Source organism: Candidatus Contendobacter odensis Run_B_J11 (genome assembly GCF_000531125.1).
GTDB lineage: Bacteria > Pseudomonadota > Gammaproteobacteria > Competibacterales > Competibacteraceae > Contendibacter > Contendibacter odensensis.
On the sequence record NZ_CBTK010000267.1, the window covers coordinates 1 to 21,570 of the forward strand.

Consider the following 21,570-nt stretch of genomic DNA (forward strand, 5'->3'; position numbering starts at 1 on the left):
ACGGCATACGAGATATTGGCGTGACTGGAGTTCAGACGTGTGCTCTTCCGATCTGCGGCGTTGGCAGCCGGCTGCGATATGGTGCTGGCCTGTAACGACCGCCGCGCCGCTATGTCTATTCTCGACCATTTGCGTCGGCCCCCGGACCCGGTCAGTCAGGTGCGGTTGATCCGCTTGCACGGGCGCGGTTATCTGAATGTCCATCGTCTGCGTCATCAGCCGGTCTGGCAGCGGGCAACGCAACTGGTGCAGGATTACGACGCTTTTCCGCTGCTGGATATGGACATCTGAGCCGTTACGAAAACGCTTCCGCGATTTTATCAACGCGCTTTGCCACAGCTTTAATCAGAGGCTTGCCCCATGTCCACCATCACTGCTGAACAGGCGCTCGCTGTATTGCGCGAAGCCGAGTTGATTTGCACCCCGCAGCAGATTGAAACCGCGCTGGATCGAATGGCTGCTGCTATCACCAGTGAACTGGAAAGCTGCGATCCACTGGTACTGATCGTGATGAGCGGCGCTTTCATCCCCGCCGCGCAACTGTTGTCCCGGCTGAATTTCCCGCTGCGGGTCGGTTATCTTCATGCCACCCGCTATCGTGGCGCTACTCGCGGTGGCGACATGGACTGGATCGCCCCGCCGCGTCCAGCGGTGAGCGGTCAGGTCGTGCTGGTGGTGGATGACATTTTCGACGAGGGCGACACCTTGCAGGCCATTCTGAATGCAGTGCGTCAACAAGGCGCGGCGGCGGTTTACAGTGCGGCGCTGGTGAATAAACGACATAACCGCAAGGTTCCGGGCCTGACCGTGGATTTCATCGGTCTGGAGGTGCCGGATCGCTATGTGTTCGGTTGCGGCATGGATTACCAGGAATACTGGCGCAACCTGCCCACTATCTATGCGGCTCGCGATTGAGCCTCGTCCAGACGACTGATCGGTGTTGAATCAGTGGGGGTGTCAAACAAAGTGGTTTTTTCTGGTTTAATATCCTACTGTTAAACTAGGATTTAAGCATTTACAGGATTACATCTGCCGAGAAAAAACTATTATTAGGTGGGAAAATAAAGTGGAAGACTGCGGGCGGCTGGTCAGACGCTCCGGTCAGGCCCTGGGCGAGATCGTGAACGCGGTCAAAAAGGTGAGCGACATTGTGGCCGAAATGGCCGCCGCTACTCAGGAACAGGCCAGCGGCATCGAACAGGTCAACAAAGCGATCCTGCAAATGGATCAGGGTACTCAGCAAAACGCCGCGCTGGTGGAACAAACCGCTGCCGCCAGCCAGACGATGCGCGAACAAGCGGTTCAGCTTGAAGAGTTGATGTGATTTTTCAGAATCGCCAACTAATACGGAGAGGACTACCACCATGACTGCGCCTATGGCCGTGATCGGAGGCACTGGCCTTGCTTCGCTGGATACCCTCAAGATCGCTCATCGGGAAACCCGGGCCACGCCCTACGGCGAGCCGTCCAGCCCGCTGATCTGGGGGGAGTTGGCCGGCCAGACCGTGGTGTTCCTGGCCCGCCACGGCCAGCATCACACGATTCCACCGCACAAAATCAACTACCGCGCCAATCTCTGGGTGTTGCACCATGTTGGGGTGCGGCAGGTGATTGCGGTAGCAGCGGTCGGCGGGATTCGCGCCGACATGGGGCCGGGAACGCTGGCTTTCCCGGATCAGATCGTGGATTACACCTGGGGACGACACAGCACTTTCTTTGATAAAGACCTGAGCCACGTCACCCATATTGATTTCACTGAACCTTATTCCGCCGCATTGCGCGAACGGTTGATTCAGGCCGCTCGCGATTTGCAACTCGACGCCCGCGAAACCTGCACTTACGCGGCGATGCAAGGGCCACGACTGGAAACAGCGGCGGAAATCCGGCGGCTGGAACGGGACGGCTGCGACATCGTAGGGATGACCGGAATGCCAGAAGCGGCGCTGGCGCGGGAACTGGGTTTGCGCTATGCCGCCTGTGCGGTGGTGGCGAACTGGGCAGCGGGTAAGGTTCCGGGCGAGATCACGATGGCCGAGATCGAACGGAATCTGGTTGCGGGAATGGATAAGGTTAAAACACTATTGATGCGGGTGATTCCGGTGCTGGAATCAGCGTGAGATTAGGCGCGCACCCGCTGCCCGCTGCGCAAATCGCGAATTTCGGTCGGCTTGGCCGCGCCGCCGGTCGGGCCGGGCAATAAATAATCAATTTGCCGTCCCAACTGCCGCCGAACCGCCAGCGCCGTTCGAGCCGGTGGCCGACGACTAAAATTGGCGCTGGTAGAAACCAGCGGATGACCGCAGGCCCGACACAGCGCCGCCGCCAGCAGATGCGCTGTCACCCGCACCGCCAAGGTGTCATGCCGACCCCGCAGCCAGCGCGGCGTGTCAGTTCGAGCCGGAATCAGCCAGGTGTGAGGCCCCGGCCAGGTCGCGGCAAGTTGGGCGAAATCGGCAGAAGAAAGCGGTTGTAGAAAAGGCGCAAGTTGGGCGAAGTCAGCGGCGATCAGAATCAGTCCCTTGTGCATGGGCCGACGTTTGAGGGTCAGCAGCTTTTGCACTGCCTGTTCATTGCGCGGATCACAGCCCAAGCCATAAACCGCTTCGGTGGGACAGGCAATCAGGCCGCCTGCTCGAATGACGCGAACGGCGGCCTTGATGGGTAACGGGTTCACCAACTGCGCTGCGCAGTCAGGCTTTGGCAGCACGACGGCGAGCCGGCAGTTTTTTCTTTTCAGGCGCTTCGCGAACCAGCGTTTCACATTCCGCCAAAGTCAGGCTGGCGGGTTCGCGACCCTTGGGCACCCGGACATTTTTCTTGCCGTCGGTGATGTACGGCCCGAACCGCCCATTCAGAATCTGAATTGCCGAACCGGGAAATGCACACAACAGTTTGTTAGCCGCATCCTGCTGGTGCGCCGCGATCAGTTCCAGCGCCCGTTCACGGCTGACGGTGTAAGGATCTTCGTTCTTCAACGAAACATAACTCTTGCCGTAACGCACATACGGCCCGAACCGACCGATGTTGGCTTGCATCGGTTCACCCGCTGCGGTCGCTCCCAAATCGCGTGGCAATTGAAACAGCGCCAGCGCTTCATCCAGCCCAACAGTATCCAGTCGCTGATCCGGACGCAGGCTGGCGAAACGCGGTTTGTCAGCATCTTCCTTGACGCCGATCTGCGCGAACGGCCCAAACCGACCCATCCGCACTGATACCGGCTTGCCGGTTTTGGGATCGAGTCCCAACTCGCGGCTTTGCACCACATCCTGACGCGAGACGTTCTCGGTTTTCTCGTCAACCCGCTGTTTAAACGGATCCCAGAAACCCCGCATCAGTGGCAACCAGTCACCTTCACCGCGTGACACGGCGTCCAGATCGTCTTCCAGCCGGGCGGTAAAGTCGTAATCCACATACTGGGTAAAATGCTGGGTCAGGAAGCGGTTGACGATGCGACCAATATCGGTGGGCTTGAAGCGGCGACTGTCCAGCACCGCATATTCGCGAGCCAGCAGGGTGGAAATGATCGCGGCGTAGGTCGAAGGCCGACCGATGCCATATTCCTCCAGCGTCTTGACCAGGCTGGCTTCAGAATAGCGCGGCGGCGGCTCGGTGAAATGCTGTTCCGTTCGCAGCGCCAGCAGATCGATCCAGTCGCCCTGCCGTAACGGCGGCAGCACCCGACTGTCTTCCTCATCATCCTGATCGTCCACGCCCTCCCGATAAACCGCCATGAAGCCAGGATCGGCCACTGTCGAACCGGTGGCATGAAAGCGATTACTGTCGCCACAAGCCAAATCCACCGCAACCGTATTCAGGGTGGCGTGAATCATCTGGCACGCCACCGTGCGTTTCCAGATCAACTCATAGAGCGCGTACTGATCCGCATTTAGAACAGCACGAATCGCGTCGGGAAGCACGGTAATCGTAGTCGGGCGGATCGCTTCGTGCGCTTCCTGGGCATTTTTAGCTTTGGTTTTGAACAAGCGCGGGCTGGCTGGCACATTGTTGGCGCCATAACGCTGGGCGATCAGGGATCGAATCTCGGTGATCGCCTCTTGAGCCAGATTGACCGAATCGGTGCGCATGTAGGTGATTAAACCGACCGCGCCCTGGCCAATGTCAATGCCTTCGTACAACTGCTGGGCGACCCGCATGGTGCGCTGGGTCGAGAAGCCCAGCTTGCGCGAAGCCTCTTGTTGCAAGGTCGAAGTGGTGAACGGTGCAGCGGGATTGCGCTTGCGCTGTTTGCGCTCAACCTTGGTGACCTGCAAGCAACCGATTACATCGGAGGCCGTCGCTAAACCCGATTCAGCCTGTTGGGCGCGGGCAGCGATCAGCAGCGCCTGTTCCATGATCTGGGCCTGTTCGCCATGGGTGACACTGAACTGATTCAGCTTTTCACCGCCGTATTCGGTCAGCCGCGCCATGAACGGTTGGCCGGTTTTGGCGGTATCGGCTTCCAGCGTCCAATACTCCCGCGGCTCAAAGCGCTCAATTTCTTCTTCACGCTCGACGATCATCCGCAGGGCCGGTGACTGTACCCGACCCGCCGACAGTCCTGGCCGGATCTTCTTCCATAGCAGCGGCGACAGATTGAAGCCAACCAGATAATCCAGTGCCCGCCGCGCCTGCTGGGCGTTGACCAGATCCAGCGACAACGACCGGGGATGGGCAATCGCGTCCTGAATCGCCCGTTGGGTGACTTCGTGGAACACCACCCGCTGCACCGGCTTGTCCTTTAGCAAGTCGCGCTGGCGCAGGATTTCGTACAGATGCCAGGAAATAGCCTCGCCTTCACGATCCGGATCAGTCGCCAAAAATAAGGCTTCGGCTTTGACAATGGCCTTGGCGATGGCTTCGACATGACGTTCGTTTTTATCAATGACCTGATACTTCATCGCGAAGTCATGATCCGGATCAACTGCGCCTTCCTTGGGCACCAGATCGCGCACATGACCGTAGGAGGCCAGAACCTCGAAGTCCTTGCCCAGATATTTCTTGATCGTCTTTGCCTTGGCGGGCGATTCAACGATGACCAGATTTTTGCTCATGACCATAACGCAGGTGGCGGAAATTTGGGCGAGGAACGCGGTGTGCGTACCTGATGAGGTTCAATGCAGATAGCCAGGGACATTGTCGAACACCAAATCTTCCAGCCAGGCGTAGGCTTCTTCCCGACCGGGCTGGTTAAACAGCACCATCAGGATGATCCATTTCAACTGATGCAAACCGATATCGTCAGCCTCCAACGCCATGACCCGGTCAACAACCAGTTCACGAGTCTCCGAATCGAGGATGCTGCCCTGTTCCAGAAACAACAGAAAACCCCGGCATTCCACATCCAGCTTGTCGAGTTCCGGGCCGATGTAGATACGGCAGGAACCGGGATTAACCACCAGGGGTGTAGCCTGACGATCCACCAGACTGTCCAGCCATTCAAAGGCCTGTTGGATTTCCCGGGCCGGAAAACCGGCAGCCAGTAGTTCGCCCTGGATGGATTCACGGTCGGGGTCAGCGTCTACATCATCCTCCATGTAGCTCTGAAACAGGTACATCAGCACGTCCAGGACGTTTTCTTTCATTCAGGTACTCACCTTGGAAGTACGGAGCCCCGCTGTATGGTCCACAGCGGGATTCATGAAACGCACAAAGCCGGCCAGTCGTTTGCGGCGTGGCCGGCTTTCAGGTCCTCAAGCGGCAGTAAAGACCGCCAGGGACGGTCGCCACATAACCTTTCAGTTCCAGAATCAGCAGCATGGAGGAAACATCATTCGCCGTCAATCCACAGCGATCCACCAACAGATCAACCCCTACCGACTCATCCCCTATCGCTGCCAGCAATTGTTGGTACTCATCATCCAGTTCAACGACGGGTGGCAGGGCGGTAACGGGGCGGGCGGCTTCGCTGGCAACGGTGGCGAGCGCACCCAATTCCTCCAGAATATCGTCCGCTGTTTCCACCAGCTTTGCTCCCTGACGAATCAGCGAGTGACAGCCCTTGGCCAGTGGATTGTGGATCGAGCCTGGAATCGCGAACACCTCCCGGCCTTGCTCATTAGCCTGGCGGGCGGTAATCAGCGATCCGCTCCGAATGGCCGCCTCGACCACCAGGACGCCTAACGCCAATCCGCTGATCAACCGGTTGCGCCGGGGGAAATTCTCGGCCACCGCCGGGGTGCCGATAGAGAGTTCCGAGATCAGGGCGCCGTGGTCAGCGACTGCATGAGCCAGATCGCGGTGCTTGGCGGGATAGACCCGATCCAGGCTGGTTCCCATCACTGCAATCGTTCGACCACCGCCCGCCAGCGCACCCTGATGGGCGGCGGCGTCAATCCCAAGCGCCAGCCCACTGGTGATAACCAGACCGGCCTCGGCCAGATGGGCGGCGAAACGGTGAGCAGTTTCGCGCCCGAGCGGTGTGGGATTGCGAGTGCCCACGATAGCCAATTGCGGCGTCCGCAAACACTCCGGGTCGCCGTGAACGAACAGGAGCGGTGGCGGGTACGGGATTTGCCTTAGGAGATACGGATAGTGAGGATCATCCAGCCGTAGCAAATAGTTATCAGGCTGTTCCAGCCAGGCCAGATCCTGTTCCACCCGCCGCCAGTCGGGATGACGCAGATAATCCAGCGCCGCCTCCGGCAAATCCAGTGGACTCCATTCGGCGCGGTCGGCGGCAAACACGGCGGCTGCCGAACCGAAATGGTCCAGCAGCCGCGCAAACCGTACTGGTCCGATGCCGGGCGCCCGTAATAGCGCCAGCAACCAGGCCGGATCGGCAGTTGGCGGTGAATCGTCGCGGTTCAGGGCGTAGTGACCTGATCTTGCAGGCGAATGGCCCGTTCGGCCTGCATCACCAGCGCGTAGCTGACCAGATCGTGGACCTTGTAAACCATCAACAGTCCCGAACGTTCGCCCGGCAACTTGACGCTGCCACCGGAGATGGGATTGTCGATCGTGCGGCTCCTGCCGTAAATGGCGAGGACATGGCCGGGTTCGAGACCTTCCTGGGCACCCAGGTTGATGATGACGCTGCTGTACTGGGTGATTTGGGTCACGTCGGGATTCAGTTGCGCGATGATAAAACCATCAGTGTCCGGCGGGACTGGGTGCGGCTCGAAACTGTAGAGTTCACGCTCCGCCTCGATCTCGAACAGCCGGTCACCGGCACGAACTGGAGCAATGGTGTTGACCAGGGTGAAGGTGGCCGGATCGCCGTCCTTATCCAGCAGCGCCTCGCCCATGTAAATCCCAGCGGTTCCCAGGTTACGGCCAGAACCGGGTTCGATTAGCGCCTCGCCAGGGCGGAACACCTGGTAGCGTGGCTGGTCAAAATTGCCACCAAGAACGTAAACCCGGTCACGGTCGGCGTAAATAATCTGGTTGTCGTCATCCGCCACGATATAGGGCGATTTTTTCCACTGACCTTCGTTCAGGACCAGAGCGCGGGTCAAGAACGACTCCACTGCATCGCGTGGCACCGGCGGGATCGGCTGATTGATCGTTTCGACCCGAACTTGCGGCGACAGCTTGATCAATGGGGTCTCCTCGCGCTCGGCTACTTCCAGTTGCGGTTTGCCGCTGGCGTCATAGCTGAACTTGAGGACATCGCCGGGATAAATCCGGTTGGGATTGCGAACTTGCGGATTCTGTCGCCAAATCTCCCGCCATTGCCAAGGATTTTTCAGGAACCGCTGCGCGATGGACCATAAAGTATCGCCCGGAACTACGGTGTAGGACTGGGGAGGGTTGGGCTGTAGCGCAACCGGTACCGGAACGACTGGCGCACCGGGGCTTGGGGTGGCCGATCCTGATAGCGGGGGCGGATCGCTGTCAGTGGGGTGAGATTCGGGTTGAGAGGGCGTTTGGGCGCACGCCCCGAGCAAAACCGCCGTCGCCAGCGACAGGGCGGCACCGATAGACCTTGAGGAATGCGTGATGCTCATAATCCTTGCTCATCCTCCGGAAGGAACGGGCGGGAGTGTAGAAAATCACCCCCATCGCGCAAAGTATAGCCCTCGTGCGCGGGTTTCTCGTATGATTTCCAATCTGAATGATCTCATCGGATGCATGGAATAAGAGATTGACGGAGCTGCCATGGCGCGATTAACCCTGTTGCATTACCCCGATCCCCGGCTGCGCAAGCCGGCGCTGCCGGTTGAAGTGGTGGATGAGCGGGTGCGATCTTTTGTCGATGACATGCTGGAGACCATGTATGCCGCCCCAGGGATCGGCCTGGCCGCCACCCAGGTCAATATCCAGAAGCGCATCATCGTCATGGATGTGTCCGAAGACAAGAACCAGCCGCTGATCTTTATCAATCCGACGCTGTTGGCACGAGAGGGCGAAAGCGAGATGGAAGAAGGCTGTTTATCCGTACCGGGTTTCTATGAGCGGGTCCAGCGCGCCGAACGGGTGTGGGCCAGTGCGCTGGACCGCCATGGCGATCCGTTTGAACTCGATGCCAGTGGTTTGCTGGCGGTGTGTATCCAACACGAAATTGATCATCTGGATGGCAAACTGTTCGTGGATTATCTGTCGGCGCTGAAGCGCGACCGCATTCGCAAAAAGCTGGAGAAACAGGCGCGCAGTGAGACGCACGCATCCTGAATATGATTGCATTCGATCCCGCAATTGCTCCCGTCCGCCCCCGCCAGACCTGACGCCACCCGATGACTGCTGCGCCACGCCTGCTGTTTGCGGGCACCCCTGAATTTGCCGTTCCCAGTGCGCAAGCCGTACTGGACTCTGGTTATCCGCTCACCGCCGTTTACACCCAGCCGGATCGCCCCGCCGGACGTGGTCGCCAGCCCCGCGCCAGCCCGGTGAAAGCGTGGGCGCTGGCGGCTGGAATTCCGGTATACCAGCCCGCTACCTTGCGCGATCCCGCTGTGCAAGCCGAACTGGCGGTGCTGGCGCCCGATCTGCTGATCGTCGCCGCGTATGGGCTGATTTTGCCGCCGGCGGTGTTAGCCATTCCGCAACTCGGCTGCGTCAATGTCCATGCCTCGCTGCTGCCCCGCTGGCGTGGCGCAGCGCCGATTCAGCGGGCGCTGCTGGCTGGCGACGCCGAGTCCGGCGTCTGCATCATGCGGATGGAAGCCGGACTGGATACCGGCCCGGTGTTTTCCCGGACCTGCTATCCGATCATTTCGGGAATGACCGGCGGCGAGCTGCACGACCGGCTGGCCGTCGTGGGGGCGGAGACGCTGCGCACGGTATTGCCGGATTTGCTGGCAGATCGCTTGACGCCGGAGCCGCAGGATGACGCAGATGCGACCTATGCCACCAAGCTGGATAAATCAGAAGCCGAACTGGACTGGAATCGGCCAGCGCTGGAACTGGAGCGCCAGGTTCTGGCGTTCAATCCCTGGCCCGTTGCCCAAACCCGGCTGGACGGCCAAACCCTGCGGATTTGGCGAGCGCGGGCCGAGGTGGAATCCACCGAGGCTCTGCCCGGCACGGTGTTGCGCGAAGCGAGCCATGGCATTGTGATTGCCACCGGTTCCGGTATTTTGCGGCTGACGGAGGTGCAACTGCCCGGTGGTCGCCCACAGCCGGTTGCGGCGTTCCTGAACGCTCACCGACTGACGGGGCGGCGGCTGGGCGCATGAATATCCGCGCCGTTGCCGCTCAGGTGCTGGCTCGGGTATTGGGCGAAGGCCGGTCGTTGACGGTAGCCTTTCCGCCCGCATCCGTATTAGAACGGATTGATCCGCGGGATCGCGGCTTGTTGCAAGAGTTATGCTACGGCGTCTGCCGTTGGCAACCACAATTGCAGGCGCTGCTGGATCTGCTGCTGGAACGACCGCTCGATCCGCGTCAACCGTCGGTGCGGGCGTTATTGTTGGCCGGACTGTATCAACTTCATCATCTCCGTATCCCCGAACATGCCGCTGTTGCCGAGACCGTGACCGCCGCCCGACAATTGCACAAACCCTGGGCGGCGAACCTCTGCAATGCGGTACTCCGGTCGTTCCTGCGTCGGCGCACCGAATTACTGGCGCAGATGGAAATTGATGCCGAAGCTCGAACGGCCCATCCGCGCTGGTTGTTGGAACAGTTGCAACAGGACTGGCCGGATGATTGGGCGGTGATGATTACCGCCAACAATACTCGTCCACCCTTTGCACTGCGGGTTAATCAGCGCCATCTCAGCCGGGAAGACTATCAATCCCGGTTGGCGACAGCGGGCAAATCTGCCCAGCCGGTAGCCCCCGTCGCGACAGCGCTGATTCTGACCGAACCGGTCGAACCGATGACGCTACCGGGCTTTGCCGAAGGTTGGGTGTCGGTGCAGGACGCTGCTGCGCAACTGGCAGCGCCGCTGCTCAAGCTACAGTCGGGGCTGCGGGTGCTGGATGCCTGCGCCGCACCCGGTGGTAAAACCGGCCATATCCTGGAATGGGTGCCGGCTTTGGATCTGACCGCGCTGGATCAGGATGCCGGGAGATTGGAGCGAGTGCGGGAAAATCTGAGCCGGTTGCGGCTGAACGCCCGCTTGATCGCCGGCAATGCCTGTCAACCAGCCGATTGGTGGGATGGCGTTCCCTATGACCGGATTCTGCTGGATGCGCCCTGCTCGGCCACCGGAGTCATCCGCCGCCACCCCGATATCAAGCTACTGCGCCGGGACACCGACATCGCGGTATTGGCCAGGGAGCAGCAGCTCATTTTATCCAGCCTGTGGCCGTTGTTGCGCCCCGGTGGCCGCTTGCTGTACGCCACCTGTTCGGTGCTACGGCAGGAAAACGAGCAGGTGGTAGCCGCCTTTCTCGCCAACCGGACCGATGCTGGGGAACTGCCGATCCGGGCGGACTGGGGCCGTTCATTACCGTATGGCCGCCAGATTCTCCCCGGCGAAGCCGGTATGGACGGTTTTTATTACGCGGTGCTGGTGAAACCGGCAACTGCCGGAGTCGCGTCATGTCCGGTAACGTAACCCTCATCCGTCCGTCCGCCCTCCGCCTGCTGGCGTTGCTGCTCGGCCTGCTCTGGGTGATCAGCGGTCTCGCTGCCAGCTTCGAGGTAAGCAGCGCTACCACCCAACTGGAAGGCGGGGTTTACCGGTTGAGCGCCCAGATCGAATACCGTTTGAGCAATGTGGCGCTGGACGCCTTGCAGAATGGGGTACCGCTGACGGTTGAAATCGAAATGGAGGTTCGGCGGCGGCGGCCTTGGCTGTGGGATGAGACTGTTTACGCGCTGGCGCAACGCTTCCAACTGGAGTATCACACCCTGAGCCGACAATACCTAGTGAGCAATCTGAACAGTGGCGAGCGGCGCGGTTTCCCCACTCGTACCGCCGCCCTGCGGTTTATGGGCCGGATTAGCGATTTTCCCCTGCTTGACCGCAGTCTGTTGCCTGAGGGCGAACGCTACGAAGGGGCGCTGCGCGCCCGGCTCGATCTCGAAACTCTGCCGGCACCACTACGCTTGTTCGCTTATCTCTCGGAAGACTGGCGGCTAAGCAGCGATTGGTACACATGGCCGCTCTGATCCGGCGCTGGGCGCACCGCCCAATCCACCTGCTCGCTCTGCTTCAGCGGTTGGCCTCTGGTCAGGGTTTAGTGCCGGCGCTGGCGTTGCTGGGGTTGTTACTGGTCATCCTGGTGCTGATGGGTCGTGCCACCACCAACTCGGCACAGTTCGGGCGGATGTATTTCTGGCTGTTGTTAAGCGGCGCGGTAGGTTTGGGCGCGCTGGCGGTACTGATTTTTTACAATCTGGTCAGCCTGATCAGCCTTTACCGGCGGAAGGTGCCCGGTGCCCGCCTGACCCTGCGGCTGGCTGGAATTTTTGCGCTACTGGCGATCATTCCAGTAGCGCTGGTATACGGCTTCTCTCTGCACTTTTTGCAACGGGGGATTGATAGCTGGTTCAACGTCGACGTGGATCGCGGTCTGGACAATGCGCTGGAACTCAGTCGCACCGCGCTGGATTTACAGATGCGCGAGGTGCTCAAACAGACCGGACGGATCGCCGATGCCGTCGCGGATAGTGATGGCGAACAGGCCGCCCGGCGACTGAATGAATGGATCGACCTCAGCGAGGCTTCCGAACTGACCTTGTTCGGACGCAGCGGACGCATCATCGCCACCGCCGCCGCTGACCCGATGCTGATCGTGCCGGATCCGCCACCGGATACGGTGGTGCTGCAAGCCCGTCAAGGTCGCGATTATGTTGGTCTGGAGCCGATCCGCGATGCCGGCTTCCATATCCGGGCGGTGGTGCGGTTGGCGACGCCCGGTAAAGAGGAGCGCTTGCTGCAAGCGCTGTTTCCGGTGACCGACCGCCTCAGTCTGCTGGCGGATGCAGTGCAGGCCGCTTTCGACAGTTACAAGGAGCTGATTTTCCTGCGAGCGCCACTCAAGGCCAGCTTCACCTTGACCTTGTCGCTGGCATTGTTGCTGGCGGTGCTGGCCGCGTTTTGGGCCGCATTTCATACCGCCCGGCGGCTGGTGCAACCGTTGCGAGCGCTGGCCGAGGGCACTGAGGCGGTTGCGGTCGGCCAATTTGATAAACAACTCCCTGGCGCGGGCGGCGACGAGTTGGGCTTCCTGGCGCAGTCGTTTAATCAGATGACTCGCAATCTGGCGCAGGCCCGCGACGCCGCGCAGCGCAGTCAGGAGCTGGTCGAAAGCCAGCGCGCCTATCTGGAAACAGTGTTGGCGCGACTCTCCTCCGGGGTTATCACCCTCGATCAGGTCGGACGGCTGCAAACCTGCAACGCCGCCGCCAGCCAGATTCTGGGGGTTGATTTAACGGTCTTCATCGGCGCCGATAGCGAGCGGATTGCCACTGCGCAACCGGTATTGCAGGATTTTATCGAAGCCATCGGCCCGCAGATGAGCGCCGTCGGCGACTGGCGCCAGGAGATCGCCTGGTTTGGTGGCGCGGGCCGGCGCATCCTGATGTGTCGTGGCAGTTCGCTGCCGGACACAGTGGGCTTGCGTGGCGGTCACGTTATCGTGTTCGACGACATCACCAATCTGATGCGGGTCGAGCGCGACGCCGCCTGGGCCGAGGTGGCTCGCCGGCTGGCTCACGAGATCAAGAATCCGCTGACCCCGATCCAGTTGGCCGCCGAGCGCATCCGCCATAAGTACCTCAAACAACTGGACGAAGAGCAGGGAAAAATTCTGGATCGCGGCACCCACACCATCATCCAGCAGGTGCAGGCGATGAAGGAAATGGTGGACGCCTTCAACGAATATGCCCGCCCGCCGCGCTTGCAGTTGGCGCTGCTGGATTTGAACGAGTTTGTCGCCGAGGTGCTTTATCTTTACCGCGATTACCCGGCGGGAGTAGAGATCAAGCTGGACTTGGCTCATGAAACCCTCATGATCAACGCGGATAAGGGCCGGCTGCGTCAATTGCTGCACAATCTGGTTAAAAATGCGATTGAAGCTATCCGCGACGGTCACGGTTCTACGCTATGGATCGGCAGCCGCCGTGAACATGCGGCTGGGGCGGATTGCGTAGAATTGAGCATTCGTGACGATGGGCCGGGATTTCCCAACACCCTTTTGGACAAGGCCTTCGAGCCCTATGTGACTACCAAACCCAAGGGAACCGGACTAGGATTGGCGATCGTCAAAAAAATTGTTGAAGAGCACGGTGGCTGGATCCAGCTGGAATCACCGGTGGAGGGCGGTGCCCGGATTGCAATTCGGCTGCCACTGCTGCATGACAACCCCGAATCACCCGCCGTTCCCGCCGTGCCACTGAACACCGATAAGGAGACCGGATGAACGCGCCTTATATTTTGGTTGTGGATGATGAACCGGATATTCGCGAACTGGTGAAGGACATTCTGGAAGATGAAGGTTATACCGTCGCCACCGCTGAGAATGCCGCCGCTGCCCGCGAAGCGCGCCGCGCCCAGCGCCCCGATCTGATTCTGCTCGATATCTGGATGCCGGATACCGATGGCATCAGCCTGCTTAAAGAGTGGAGTGAAGGGGATCATCTGCCCGGCCCGGTGATCATGATGTCCGGGCACGGCACCGTCGAAACCGCCGTCGAGGCCACTCGGCTGGGCGCCTACGATTTCATCGAGAAGCCGCTCTCCATGGCCAAGTTGCTGCTGACGGTGGCGCGGGCGCTGGATGCGGACCGGCTGGCGCGCGAGAACCAGAATCTGCGCCGCCAGCAGCGGATCGTCACCGAACCGGTGGGCCGGAGCGAGGTGGTGCAGCGATTACGGGCGCAGGTGCTGAAAATCGCCCAGCATGACGCGCCCGTGTTGATCTTCGGGGAGCCGGGCACCGGCAAGGAGGTTTACGCCCGCTTCCTGCACGCCCACAGTCCACGGCGCAGCGGCCCGTTCGTAGACGTAGGCGTCGGTTCTATTGCCCGCGAGAACGCCAGCCTGGAATTATTCGGCTCCGAGCAGGGTGACCGCATTCATTATGGCCGGCTGGAGCAAGCGACGGGGGGCACCCTGTTCCTCGACGAGCTGGCCGACATGGATCTCGAAGCCCAGGCCAAGCTGGCCAGCGCCCTGGAGAACGGCTCTTTTTTCCGCATCGGCGGCAAGGAGCCGGTGCGAGTGAACGTGCGGGTCGCGGCGGCGACCCATCGGGATTTGGAGCAGGAAATAGCCCTTGGGCGCTTTCGCGAGGATTTGTACTATCAACTGAACGTGGTGCCGATCCGACTGCCGCCACTGCGTGACCATATCGAGGACGTGCCGGAGCTGCTGAATTACTACATTGGCTATTTCGTCGATCAGGAGGGACTGGTTTACCGCCATTTCACCTTGGCCGCCCAGAACCGGCTGCGCAATTACACTTGGCCCGGCAACATCCGTGAGCTCAAAAATCTGGTGCAACGGCTATTGATTCTGGGGGGTGAGGAGGAAATTGCGCTGGAGGAAGTGGATGCCGCCGTGCGCGGCGCTACCAGCACCAAGTCGCAGGATGTCGGCAGCATTCCCCTGAACCTGCCATTGCGGGAAGCGCGCGAACAGTTCGAGCGAACCTATTTGATGCAGCAGTTCCGCGAGTGTGAGGGCAACGTGGCGCGGCTGGCCGAACGGGTCGGGATGGAGCGCACCAACCTTTACCGCAAGCTGCGGGCTTTGGGGATCGATCCCAAAAAGGCGCTGGATGAGTAAGGATCGGCGATGAAGATCGTAATTCTCGGGGCGGGGCAAGTGGGCGGTTCAGTGGCGCATATCCTGGCCAGCGAAGCCAATGATGTCACGGTGATCGATGCTGACGCCGAACGCCTGCAAGCCTTGCAGGATCGGCTGGATATCCGCACCGTCTGCGGCTATGCCTCCCATCCCAAGGTGCTGGAGCAGGCGGGCACCGCCGATGCGGATATGCTGATCGCGTTGACCGACAATGATGAGGTCAACATGATTGCCTGCCAGATCGCCTATACCCTGTTCAATACGCCGACCAAAATTTCCCGGGTTCGGGCCGGCGGCTACATTTCTTATCAAGATCGTTTGTTTAAGGACGAGGCGTTGCCGATTGATGTGCTGATTAGTCCCGAGCAACTGGTGACTGATTACATCAGCCGTATTATCGAGCATCCCGGCGCGTTGCAAGTGCTGGATTTTGCTGACGGCAAGGTGCGGTTGGTGGGGGTCAAGGCGTATGAAGGCAGCACTCTGGTCGGTCAGGCACTGCGCACCCTGCCAAATCGGATGCCGGGGATCGAAACCCGAGTCGCCGCCATTTTCCGCCAGGGCAGCCCAATCATTCCGGAGGGCAATACCCTCATTGAAGCGGACGACGAAGTATTTCTGATCGCTGCGCGCAAGAATACCCGTGCCATTGTGGGTGAGCTCCGCAAGCTGGATCGGATGGTCAAGCGGATTATCATTGCCGGCGGCGGTCACATCGGCACCCGGCTGGCGCAAGCGCTGGAAGACCGGTTTCAGGTCAAAGTGATCGAACGCAATCCGGAGACGGCCAAGCGACTGTCCGAGCAATTGAGCCGCGCCATCGTACTCCAGGGTGATGCCGCTGACGAAAACCTGCTGCGGCAGGAAAATATTGAGCAGGTGGATGTTTATTGTGCGGTGACCAACGACGACGAAGCCAACATCCTATCGGCCATGCAAGCCAAGCGGATGGGCGCCCGCAAGGTGATGGCGTTGATCAACCTGGTGTCCTATGTCGATCTGGTGGAATCGTCCGGCATTATCGACGTCGCCATTTCGCCACAGCAGGCCACCATCGGCAGCCTGCTCACCCATGTCCGCCGTGGCGATGTCGCCAAGGTTCATTCCCTGCGCCGAGGCGCCGCCGAGGCGATTGAAGCCGTCGCTCACGGCGACTACAAGACCTCGAAGACGGTAGGGCGACGCATTGATGAAATTCGTCTGCCGCCCGGCACCACCATCGGCGCTATTGCCCGTGGCGATGAGGTGATCATCTGCCACCACGACACCATGATCGAGGCCGACGATCACGTCATCCTGTTCCTGGTGGACAAGAAGCGGGTACCCGAAGTTGAACGACTCTTCGCAGTGGGCGCAACCTTCCTGTAGACCGGTGCCTCGGTAAAAAACCCTATGCTAGAATCAAGCTACTGCGAACCAGGGCGCGTCACCCCTGCCAGAATCTCCAAACCTTCCGGCGTTGACAGGATCCCGAACCATGACTGCATTCAATTTTGAACTGGCCCGCTACAATCTGATCGAGCAGCAAATCCGGCCTTGGGATGTGCTGGATCAGCGGGTGCTGGACGTACTCGCCGACATCCCGCGCGAGGATTTCGTACCCGATCATTACCGCAACCTGGCGTTCAGCGACATCGCTATCCCGCTTGGCCACGGTGAATTCATGCTGAGACCCACAGTCGAGGGCCGGATTTTACAAGCACTGGCGCTGCAACCGACTGATCGGGTACTGGAAATCGGCACTGGCAGCGCTTATCTGACTGCCGCTTTGGCGCGACTGGCCGCCAGCGTCACCAGCATAGACATTCTCCCGGAGTTTACCGAGGCCGCCCGGCACAAACTCAAGATGCACGGCTTCGACAACGCCATGCTGCATTCCGGCGATGCCAGCCAGGGCTGGGGCGAGCAACGCTACCACGCTATCGCTGTTACTGGATCGGTAGCCACCATGGCTGAGGTCTGGCGGCAAAGTCTGCGGGTGGGCGGGCGACTGTTCATCGTGATCGGCCAGCCGCCGGTGATGGAGGCGTTGCTGATCACCCGGGTCGGTGAACAGGAATGGATTCGGGAAAGTTTGTTCGATACCGAACTGTCTCCGCTACGCAACGCGGAGCCGATTAAGCACTTTGAGTTCTGAATGCGGTTTGCGCCGATGGGGTAGCATCGGGTTCACGATTTTCGCAGTCGGTTTAGTCCACTAGAATTTATGAAAGTACCTGTTCACAGGGGGAGCTTGTCAGCCATGCCCAAAGTACATCGTCTGGTATTGGTCGGAATGGTTGCCGCGCTGTGCGGCCAGCCGGCAGGGGCAGAAGATCTGCTGCAAGTCTATCGCCAGGCCTTTGAGGGCGATCCCGTACTTAAAGCCGCTGCCGCCAGCCGGGAAGCTGCCCAGGAAACCAAACCGCAGGCGCGGGCGTTGCTGCTACCCAACGCAGGAGTCACGGTCGAACAAGGGCGCACCTTCGGGATTTCAGGGGCGCAGGATAATTCATCGTTCAATAGCCATAACTATGCAATCGGCCTGACGCAACCGATCTATAACCGTAATAGCCAGGTCCGGCAGCGGCTGGCGGACACGGTGGTCAGTCAGTCCGACGTGAATTTTCGCAATACCCAGGACAGGCTGATCTTGCGAGTGGCGCAAGGCTATTTCGGGGTGCTGGCGGCACTCGATATCCTGACCTTCACCACCGCAGCCAAAAATGCGTTTGCGCGGCAACTCGAACAGGCCAACCGACGATTCGAGGTAGGATTGGCGACGATCACCGACGTGTACGACGCCCAGGCCCGTTTCGACGCCGCCGTCTCCCAGGAAGTGAGCGCCATCAATGCGTTGGCCGATGCTCGCGAGTTGCTGCGGCAACTGACCAATCAGGAGTATGCCCAGATTGCGATTCTCAGTGAGCAGATGCCGCTCTCGCTACCCAAACCAAGCGATCCCGATGAATGGGTGCGCATGGCGCTGGAAAATAATCTCGAGCTGCGCAGCGCCAATTTCGATGTCGATAAGGCGCGGGAAAATATCAATCTACAGAAGTCCGGCCATTACCCAACGCTCGATTTCAAAGCCAGTCGTGCCGATTTCGATAACAGCGTTACTGCAACTACGAGCAGCCAGGTTAATCTGGAACTCATCATTCCGCTGTACACCGGTGGCGCGGTGTCCTCACGTTCCCGTGAGGCGGCGTACAACTACGAAGCGGCCCGGCAGAGTCTGGAAGATTTGCAGCGCAATACCATTCGCACCGTGCGCAACGCCTACCGGGGTCAGGAAACCGCCATTAGCCAGATCAAGGCCCGTAACCAGACCCGCATCTCCACCCGGAGCGCTTTGGAAGCCAATCAGGCCGGTTACGAGGTGGGCACGCGCACCATCGTGGATGTGCTGGACGCTGAACGTAATGTCTATCAGGCCGAGGCGGACTATGCCAATGCCCGTTATTCCTACATCGTCAGTTTCCTGACGCTGCGGCAGGCTGCCGGTCAGCTTTCGGAAGCGGATGTCATCGAAATCAATGGTTGGCTGGCCAAGCCCCGCGCAACCGACGGTTCCTCTAAGCCAGCGGCCAAGGAACCGGCCAAACCGGCGGCCAATAAGGACAAGGCAGGCGGTAAACCGGCCAAGGTCGCTGACAGAACCATGACGGCGCCCGCCCCCCAAGCTGCTGACAAGAAGGCAACACCTTCTCATTCCCCTGCGCCCAAGCCGTCCGCTGCTGAACCCAAGTAATTTCGCAGACCAAGGGTTCCACCACGCGGGCTGATGGTAATGAACATTATTGCGCCCCCCAAACCGCCGCTCTCCCGATTATCGTCGGCTGGGTTACCGCGCCGGCTGGCGGCCATTGTCTATGACGGCCTGCTATTGACAGGGGTGTTATTCGGTGCGAGTGCACTCGCGTTAGGACTGGCGGCGGCGCTGCTGGGCAGTGAGGCTCTCAAACTTCACAACCCGCTCACCGGTAATCCTTTCTTCTCCACCTATCTGCTCTTGGTCTGCTTTTTTTTCTATGGCGGATTCTGGATTTACGGCGGACAGACGTTAGGGATGCGCGCTTGGCGGGTGCGGGTGCAGCGGCGTGATGGCGGTGGCATCGGCTGGTGGCAGGCGCTACTGCGATTCCTGATCGCCGGTCTGTGGTTAGTCCCGGTCGCTTACCTGCATCAGGTGTTTGGGGTCAGCGTGGGCCTTAGCCTGGCGGCGGGGCTGGGATGTCTGCTGCTGTTATTGGCGCTGCGTCTGCCCGACCGTGGGTCAGAAACCGAACTGGTGCTGCTGCCCAAGTCTTGACTGCGTTCAATACAGCAGGGCGCAGTGTGTACAATCTCGCGCCCAGAGACAGCTCCCTCTCGCCGGCTGGAAAGGGCAGAGCCAGCGCCTAGACCCAATAAGTGGTCCGGGTCATCACCTTCGATACCCCCTTCATCAGGAGCCGGATCGGCAGCGGCAACCGTGTACCGCCGGCGGCCAATGCATCGGTCGCATGTCGGGCTTCATCCTCCTTCATCTGCGCCAGAATGGCCCGGCTTGGCTGATCATTGGTCGGCAAGCGCCCGAGATGCGAATGAAGATGCTCAACCACCTGATGCTCCGTCTCGGCGACAAAGCCCAGACTCCAGCGATCCCCAATCCTGCCAGCCAGCGCACCGATGGTAAAAGCGCCGGCGTAGAACAGCGGATTCAGGATGCTGGGATGGCTGTCCAGTTCTTTTAGCCGCGTCTCGCACCAGACCAAATGATCATTTTCCTCAATGGACGCCTGATCCATGCGATCCCGCACGGTATCCAGCCGCGCGGTGAGCGCTTGACCCTGATACAACGCCTGAGCACACACTTCACCGGTGTGATTCACCCGCATCAACCGTGCTGACTGTCGCTGTTCAGCGGGCGGCAACTCGGCGGGCGGGACCTGATCGGCGGGATTCGGTCGTCCGGTGGTCATAGGACGGCCAAACAGGGTGCGAACGGCCTGATCCAGATTGATCAGCAGGGTATCGGCGGCGGTATAGTAACGAGGAGTCATCAGTGAATACTCAAACCTGAGTTGAGGAGTTGAAGTGTCCTATTATCGCTATCACGTTTTCTTTTGCACCAACCTGCGGCCCGATGGCTCGCAATGCTGCCAGCAGTGCGGCGCTCAGGAAGCCCGCGATTACGTCAAGCAGCGGGTCAAGGCATTGGGAGCGGCCATTCCTGATAAGGTGCGGATCAACAACGCCGGTTGTCTGGATCGCTGCACCGAGGGGCCGGTCATCGTGATTTATCCCGATGCGACCTGGTACACCTATGTAGACCATGCCGATTTGGATGAGATTATCGCGGAACATCTGGTGAAGGGTCGAATTGTGGAACGGTTGCGGATTTAGGCAGCATCCGCCATCAGGGCTTGCGGGGCGTATACCGCTTGAGTAAGATACGCAGCTTTCCAAGCGAACATGGACATTTCGGAGCACGTCATAATGAAAACCTTTAGCGCCAAGTCGGATGAAGTCAAGCACGACTGGTACGTGATCGATGCCACGGATAAGGTGCTTGGACGGCTGTCCTCTGAAATCGCGCACCGTTTGCGCGGCAAGCATAAGCCTGAATATACCCCGCATGTGGATACCGGCGACTACATTGTTGTGGTCAATGCCGAGAAAGTGCGAGCAACCGGTCGCAAGAAAACCGACAAGTTTTACCATCGGGTCACTGGCTATGTTGGTAACCTCAAATCGGTCTCGCTGGAAAAGCTGTTGCAGCAAACTCCGGAGCGCGTTATCCAGATCGCCGTCAAGGGGATGTTGCCCAAGAATCCGCTGGGTCGGGCGATGTTCCGTAAGCTGAAAGTCTACGCGGGTCCCGAACACCAGCACGTCGCCCAGCAACCCAAACCGCTGATCCTGGTGCGGTAAGTGGGCTGATGCATCTATCAGGAATGGAACAGGCAAGCAATGATTGAAAATCAGCACTACGGTACTGGCCGACGCAAGACCGCTACCGCCCGGGTGTTTCTGCGGCCCGGCACCGGTAATATCACGGTCAATCGACGTCCTTTGAATGAATACTTTGGGCGCGAGACTTCCTGCATGGTGGTCTATCAAGCGCTGGAAGTGGCCGATCTCAAGGAAAAATTTGATATCTACGTCACAGTTAAGGGAGGGGGTATCACCGGTCAAGCCGGCGCCATCCGCCACGGCATCACCCGGGCGTTGCTCGACTATGACGAGGGCCTGCGCCCCTCCCTGCGCAAGGCGGGTTTTGTCACCCGCGATGCCCGTGAGGTAGAGCGTAAGAAAGTGGGTCTGCGCAAAGCCCGCCGCGCCACCCAGTATTCCAAGCGCTAATGGTTTATTTGGGGGATCGTCTAGCGGCAGGACTACGGACTCTGACTCCGTCAACCTAGGTTCGAATCCTAGTCCCCCAGCCAAAACCAAACCCACTT

Annotated in this window: 23 protein-coding genes and 1 tRNA gene; 18 read left to right on the forward strand and 6 right to left on the reverse strand. The window is 59.7% G+C overall.

Annotated elements, in window-relative coordinates; all coding sequences use genetic code 11:
• Window positions 1-39: 39 nt before the first annotated feature.
• The 4 genes from BN874_RS15970 (at window position 40) to BN874_RS15985 (ending at window position 2,117) form a co-directional block, all read left to right on the forward strand.
• Complete coding sequence (locus tag BN874_RS15970) at window positions 40-291, forward strand: hypothetical protein (protein WP_034435224.1); 252 nt, start codon at window positions 40-42, stop codon at window positions 289-291.
• A 69-nt stretch (window positions 292-360) separates the two neighbouring features.
• Window positions 361-915 carry a hypoxanthine-guanine phosphoribosyltransferase gene (locus tag BN874_RS15975; RefSeq protein WP_034435225.1) on the forward strand — a complete coding sequence of 185 codons (555 nt, stop codon included), beginning with the start codon at window positions 361-363 and terminating at the stop codon, window positions 913-915.
• A 151-nt stretch (window positions 916-1,066) separates the two neighbouring features.
• Complete coding sequence (locus BN874_RS15980) at window positions 1,067-1,324, forward strand: methyl-accepting chemotaxis protein (RefSeq protein ID WP_034435226.1); 258 nt, start codon at window positions 1,067-1,069, stop codon at window positions 1,322-1,324.
• A gap of 40 nt (window positions 1,325-1,364) precedes the next feature.
• On the forward strand, window positions 1,365-2,117 hold the full coding sequence (locus BN874_RS15985) for an S-methyl-5'-thioinosine phosphorylase (RefSeq protein WP_034435228.1): 753 nt from the start codon (window positions 1,365-1,367) through the stop codon (window positions 2,115-2,117).
• Window positions 2,118-2,119: 2 nt separating this feature from the next.
• On the opposite strand, the gene tsaC is transcribed toward BN874_RS15985, so the two are convergent.
• The 5 genes from tsaC to BN874_RS16010 all read right to left on the reverse strand — a co-directional run bounded on the left by tsaC (window position 2,120) and on the right by BN874_RS16010 (window position 7,946).
• Window positions 2,120-2,674 (reverse strand): L-threonylcarbamoyladenylate synthase type 1 TsaC, encoded by a 555-nt coding sequence (gene tsaC / locus BN874_RS15990; RefSeq protein ID WP_034435250.1) that lies wholly within the window; start codon window positions 2,672-2,674, stop codon window positions 2,120-2,122.
• A 16-nt stretch (window positions 2,675-2,690) separates the two neighbouring features.
• The gene (locus BN874_RS15995; RefSeq protein WP_034435230.1) at window positions 2,691-5,051 is read right to left on the reverse strand and encodes a DNA topoisomerase I; all 2,361 of its coding nucleotides are present in this window, start codon (window positions 5,049-5,051) and stop codon (window positions 2,691-2,693) included.
• 60 nt (window positions 5,052-5,111) lie between these two features.
• Window positions 5,112-5,582 (reverse strand): DUF494 family protein, encoded by a 471-nt coding sequence (locus BN874_RS16000; RefSeq protein ID WP_034435231.1) that lies wholly within the window; start codon window positions 5,580-5,582, stop codon window positions 5,112-5,114.
• A gap of 100 nt (window positions 5,583-5,682) precedes the next feature.
• Complete coding sequence (gene dprA, locus BN874_RS16005; RefSeq protein WP_081756451.1) at window positions 5,683-6,762, reverse strand: DNA-processing protein DprA; 1,080 nt, start codon at window positions 6,760-6,762, stop codon at window positions 5,683-5,685.
• A 41-nt stretch (window positions 6,763-6,803) separates the two neighbouring features.
• Window positions 6,804-7,946: a LysM peptidoglycan-binding domain-containing protein gene (locus BN874_RS16010; RefSeq protein ID WP_034435233.1), complete on the reverse strand. Its 1,143-nt coding sequence runs from the start codon at window positions 7,944-7,946 to the stop codon at window positions 6,804-6,806.
• Window positions 7,947-8,097: 151 nt separating this feature from the next.
• On the opposite strand from BN874_RS16010, the gene def reads away from it, so the two are divergent.
• The 10 genes from def (at window position 8,098) to BN874_RS16060 (ending at window position 19,436) form a co-directional block, all read left to right on the forward strand.
• Window positions 8,098-8,610: a peptide deformylase gene (gene def / locus BN874_RS16015; RefSeq protein WP_034435234.1), complete on the forward strand. Its 513-nt coding sequence runs from the start codon at window positions 8,098-8,100 to the stop codon at window positions 8,608-8,610.
• Between the two features lie 62 nt (window positions 8,611-8,672).
• A complete protein-coding gene (fmt, locus tag BN874_RS16020; protein WP_034435235.1) occupies window positions 8,673-9,614 on the forward strand; it encodes a methionyl-tRNA formyltransferase in 942 nt (313 codons plus the stop codon).
• Window positions 9,611-10,942, forward strand: coding sequence for a 16S rRNA (cytosine(967)-C(5))-methyltransferase RsmB (rsmB, locus tag BN874_RS16025; RefSeq protein ID WP_034435236.1), 1,332 nt, complete (start codon window positions 9,611-9,613; stop codon window positions 10,940-10,942). Before fmt ends, rsmB begins: the two co-directional genes overlap by 4 nt.
• On the forward strand, window positions 10,927-11,499 hold the full coding sequence (locus tag BN874_RS16030; protein WP_051497934.1) for a DUF4390 domain-containing protein: 573 nt from the start codon (window positions 10,927-10,929) through the stop codon (window positions 11,497-11,499). Before rsmB ends, BN874_RS16030 begins: the two co-directional genes overlap by 16 nt.
• Window positions 11,487-13,754, forward strand: a complete 2,268-nt coding sequence (locus BN874_RS16035; protein WP_154724978.1) for a sensor histidine kinase — start codon at window positions 11,487-11,489, stop codon at window positions 13,752-13,754. Before BN874_RS16030 ends, BN874_RS16035 begins: the two co-directional genes overlap by 13 nt.
• Window positions 13,751-15,121 carry a sigma-54-dependent transcriptional regulator gene (locus BN874_RS16040; RefSeq protein ID WP_034435237.1) on the forward strand — a complete coding sequence of 457 codons (1,371 nt, stop codon included), beginning with the start codon at window positions 13,751-13,753 and terminating at the stop codon, window positions 15,119-15,121. Before BN874_RS16035 ends, BN874_RS16040 begins: the two co-directional genes overlap by 4 nt.
• A gap of 9 nt (window positions 15,122-15,130) precedes the next feature.
• A complete protein-coding gene (gene trkA, locus BN874_RS16045) occupies window positions 15,131-16,510 on the forward strand; it encodes a Trk system potassium transporter TrkA (protein ID WP_034435238.1) in 1,380 nt (459 codons plus the stop codon).
• 109 nt (window positions 16,511-16,619) lie between these two features.
• Window positions 16,620-17,279: a protein-L-isoaspartate O-methyltransferase family protein gene (locus BN874_RS16050; RefSeq protein ID WP_034435239.1), complete on the forward strand. Its 660-nt coding sequence runs from the start codon at window positions 16,620-16,622 to the stop codon at window positions 17,277-17,279.
• A gap of 105 nt (window positions 17,280-17,384) precedes the next feature.
• The gene (locus BN874_RS16055; protein WP_051497935.1) at window positions 17,385-18,875 is read left to right on the forward strand and encodes a TolC family outer membrane protein; all 1,491 of its coding nucleotides are present in this window, start codon (window positions 17,385-17,387) and stop codon (window positions 18,873-18,875) included.
• Window positions 18,876-18,914: 39 nt separating this feature from the next.
• Window positions 18,915-19,436 carry an RDD family protein gene (locus BN874_RS16060; protein WP_051497936.1) on the forward strand — a complete coding sequence of 174 codons (522 nt, stop codon included), beginning with the start codon at window positions 18,915-18,917 and terminating at the stop codon, window positions 19,434-19,436.
• An 88-nt stretch (window positions 19,437-19,524) separates the two neighbouring features.
• Here the strand turns inward: BN874_RS16060 and coq7 are convergent, their stop codons facing one another.
• Window positions 19,525-20,169, reverse strand: a complete 645-nt coding sequence (gene coq7 / locus BN874_RS16065) for a 2-polyprenyl-3-methyl-6-methoxy-1,4-benzoquinone monooxygenase (protein ID WP_034435241.1) — start codon at window positions 20,167-20,169, stop codon at window positions 19,525-19,527.
• A gap of 34 nt (window positions 20,170-20,203) precedes the next feature.
• Between coq7 and BN874_RS16070 the strand changes: the two genes are divergently transcribed.
• The 4 genes from BN874_RS16070 to BN874_RS16085 all read left to right on the forward strand — a co-directional run bounded on the left by BN874_RS16070 (window position 20,204) and on the right by BN874_RS16085 (window position 21,555).
• Window positions 20,204-20,512: a (2Fe-2S) ferredoxin domain-containing protein gene (locus tag BN874_RS16070; RefSeq protein ID WP_034435242.1), complete on the forward strand. Its 309-nt coding sequence runs from the start codon at window positions 20,204-20,206 to the stop codon at window positions 20,510-20,512.
• Window positions 20,513-20,605: 93 nt separating this feature from the next.
• Complete coding sequence (gene rplM / locus BN874_RS16075; RefSeq protein WP_034435243.1) at window positions 20,606-21,040, forward strand: 50S ribosomal protein L13; 435 nt, start codon at window positions 20,606-20,608, stop codon at window positions 21,038-21,040.
• A gap of 39 nt (window positions 21,041-21,079) precedes the next feature.
• Window positions 21,080-21,472, forward strand: coding sequence for a 30S ribosomal protein S9 (gene rpsI, locus BN874_RS16080; RefSeq protein WP_034435244.1), 393 nt, complete (start codon window positions 21,080-21,082; stop codon window positions 21,470-21,472).
• 9 nt (window positions 21,473-21,481) lie between these two features.
• A tRNA-Gln gene (locus BN874_RS16085) sits at window positions 21,482-21,555 on the forward strand.
• The last annotated feature ends 15 nt before the right edge of the window (window positions 21,556-21,570 follow it).

Excerpts from the sequence above, each read along its gene's own strand:
- BN874_RS15995 (WP_034435230.1), bottom strand. The coding sequence starts at position 5,051 with ATGAGCAAAAATCTGGTCATCGTTGAATCGCCCGCCAAGGCAAAGACG.
- rsmB (WP_034435236.1), top strand. The coding sequence starts at position 9,611 with ATGAATATCCGCGCCGTTGCCGCTCAGGTGCTGGCTCGGGTATTGGGC.
- BN874_RS16040 (WP_034435237.1), top strand. The coding sequence starts at position 13,751 with ATGAACGCGCCTTATATTTTGGTTGTGGATGATGAACCGGATATTCGC.
- coq7 (WP_034435241.1), bottom strand. The coding sequence starts at position 20,169 with ATGACTCCTCGTTACTATACCGCCGCCGATACCCTGCTGATCAATCTG.
- fmt (WP_034435235.1), top strand. The coding sequence starts at position 8,673 with ATGACTGCTGCGCCACGCCTGCTGTTTGCGGGCACCCCTGAATTTGCC.
- trkA (WP_034435238.1), top strand. The coding sequence starts at position 15,131 with ATGAAGATCGTAATTCTCGGGGCGGGGCAAGTGGGCGGTTCAGTGGCG.
- BN874_RS16000 (WP_034435231.1), bottom strand. The coding sequence starts at position 5,582 with ATGAAAGAAAACGTCCTGGACGTGCTGATGTACCTGTTTCAGAGCTAC.
- BN874_RS16035 (WP_154724978.1), top strand. The coding sequence starts at position 11,487 with ATGGCCGCTCTGATCCGGCGCTGGGCGCACCGCCCAATCCACCTGCTC.
- BN874_RS16050 (WP_034435239.1), top strand. The coding sequence starts at position 16,620 with ATGACTGCATTCAATTTTGAACTGGCCCGCTACAATCTGATCGAGCAG.
- BN874_RS15985 (WP_034435228.1), top strand. The coding sequence starts at position 1,365 with ATGACTGCGCCTATGGCCGTGATCGGAGGCACTGGCCTTGCTTCGCTG.
- rpsI (WP_034435244.1), top strand. The coding sequence starts at position 21,080 with ATGATTGAAAATCAGCACTACGGTACTGGCCGACGCAAGACCGCTACC.
- rplM (WP_034435243.1), top strand. The coding sequence starts at position 20,606 with ATGAAAACCTTTAGCGCCAAGTCGGATGAAGTCAAGCACGACTGGTAC.
- BN874_RS16010 (WP_034435233.1), bottom strand. The coding sequence starts at position 7,946 with ATGAGCATCACGCATTCCTCAAGGTCTATCGGTGCCGCCCTGTCGCTG.
- BN874_RS16030 (WP_051497934.1), top strand. The coding sequence starts at position 10,927 with ATGTCCGGTAACGTAACCCTCATCCGTCCGTCCGCCCTCCGCCTGCTG.
- BN874_RS15975 (WP_034435225.1), top strand. The coding sequence starts at position 361 with ATGTCCACCATCACTGCTGAACAGGCGCTCGCTGTATTGCGCGAAGCC.
- def (WP_034435234.1), top strand. The coding sequence starts at position 8,098 with ATGGCGCGATTAACCCTGTTGCATTACCCCGATCCCCGGCTGCGCAAG.
- BN874_RS16055 (WP_051497935.1), top strand. The coding sequence starts at position 17,385 with ATGCCCAAAGTACATCGTCTGGTATTGGTCGGAATGGTTGCCGCGCTG.
- BN874_RS16060 (WP_051497936.1), top strand. The coding sequence starts at position 18,915 with ATGAACATTATTGCGCCCCCCAAACCGCCGCTCTCCCGATTATCGTCG.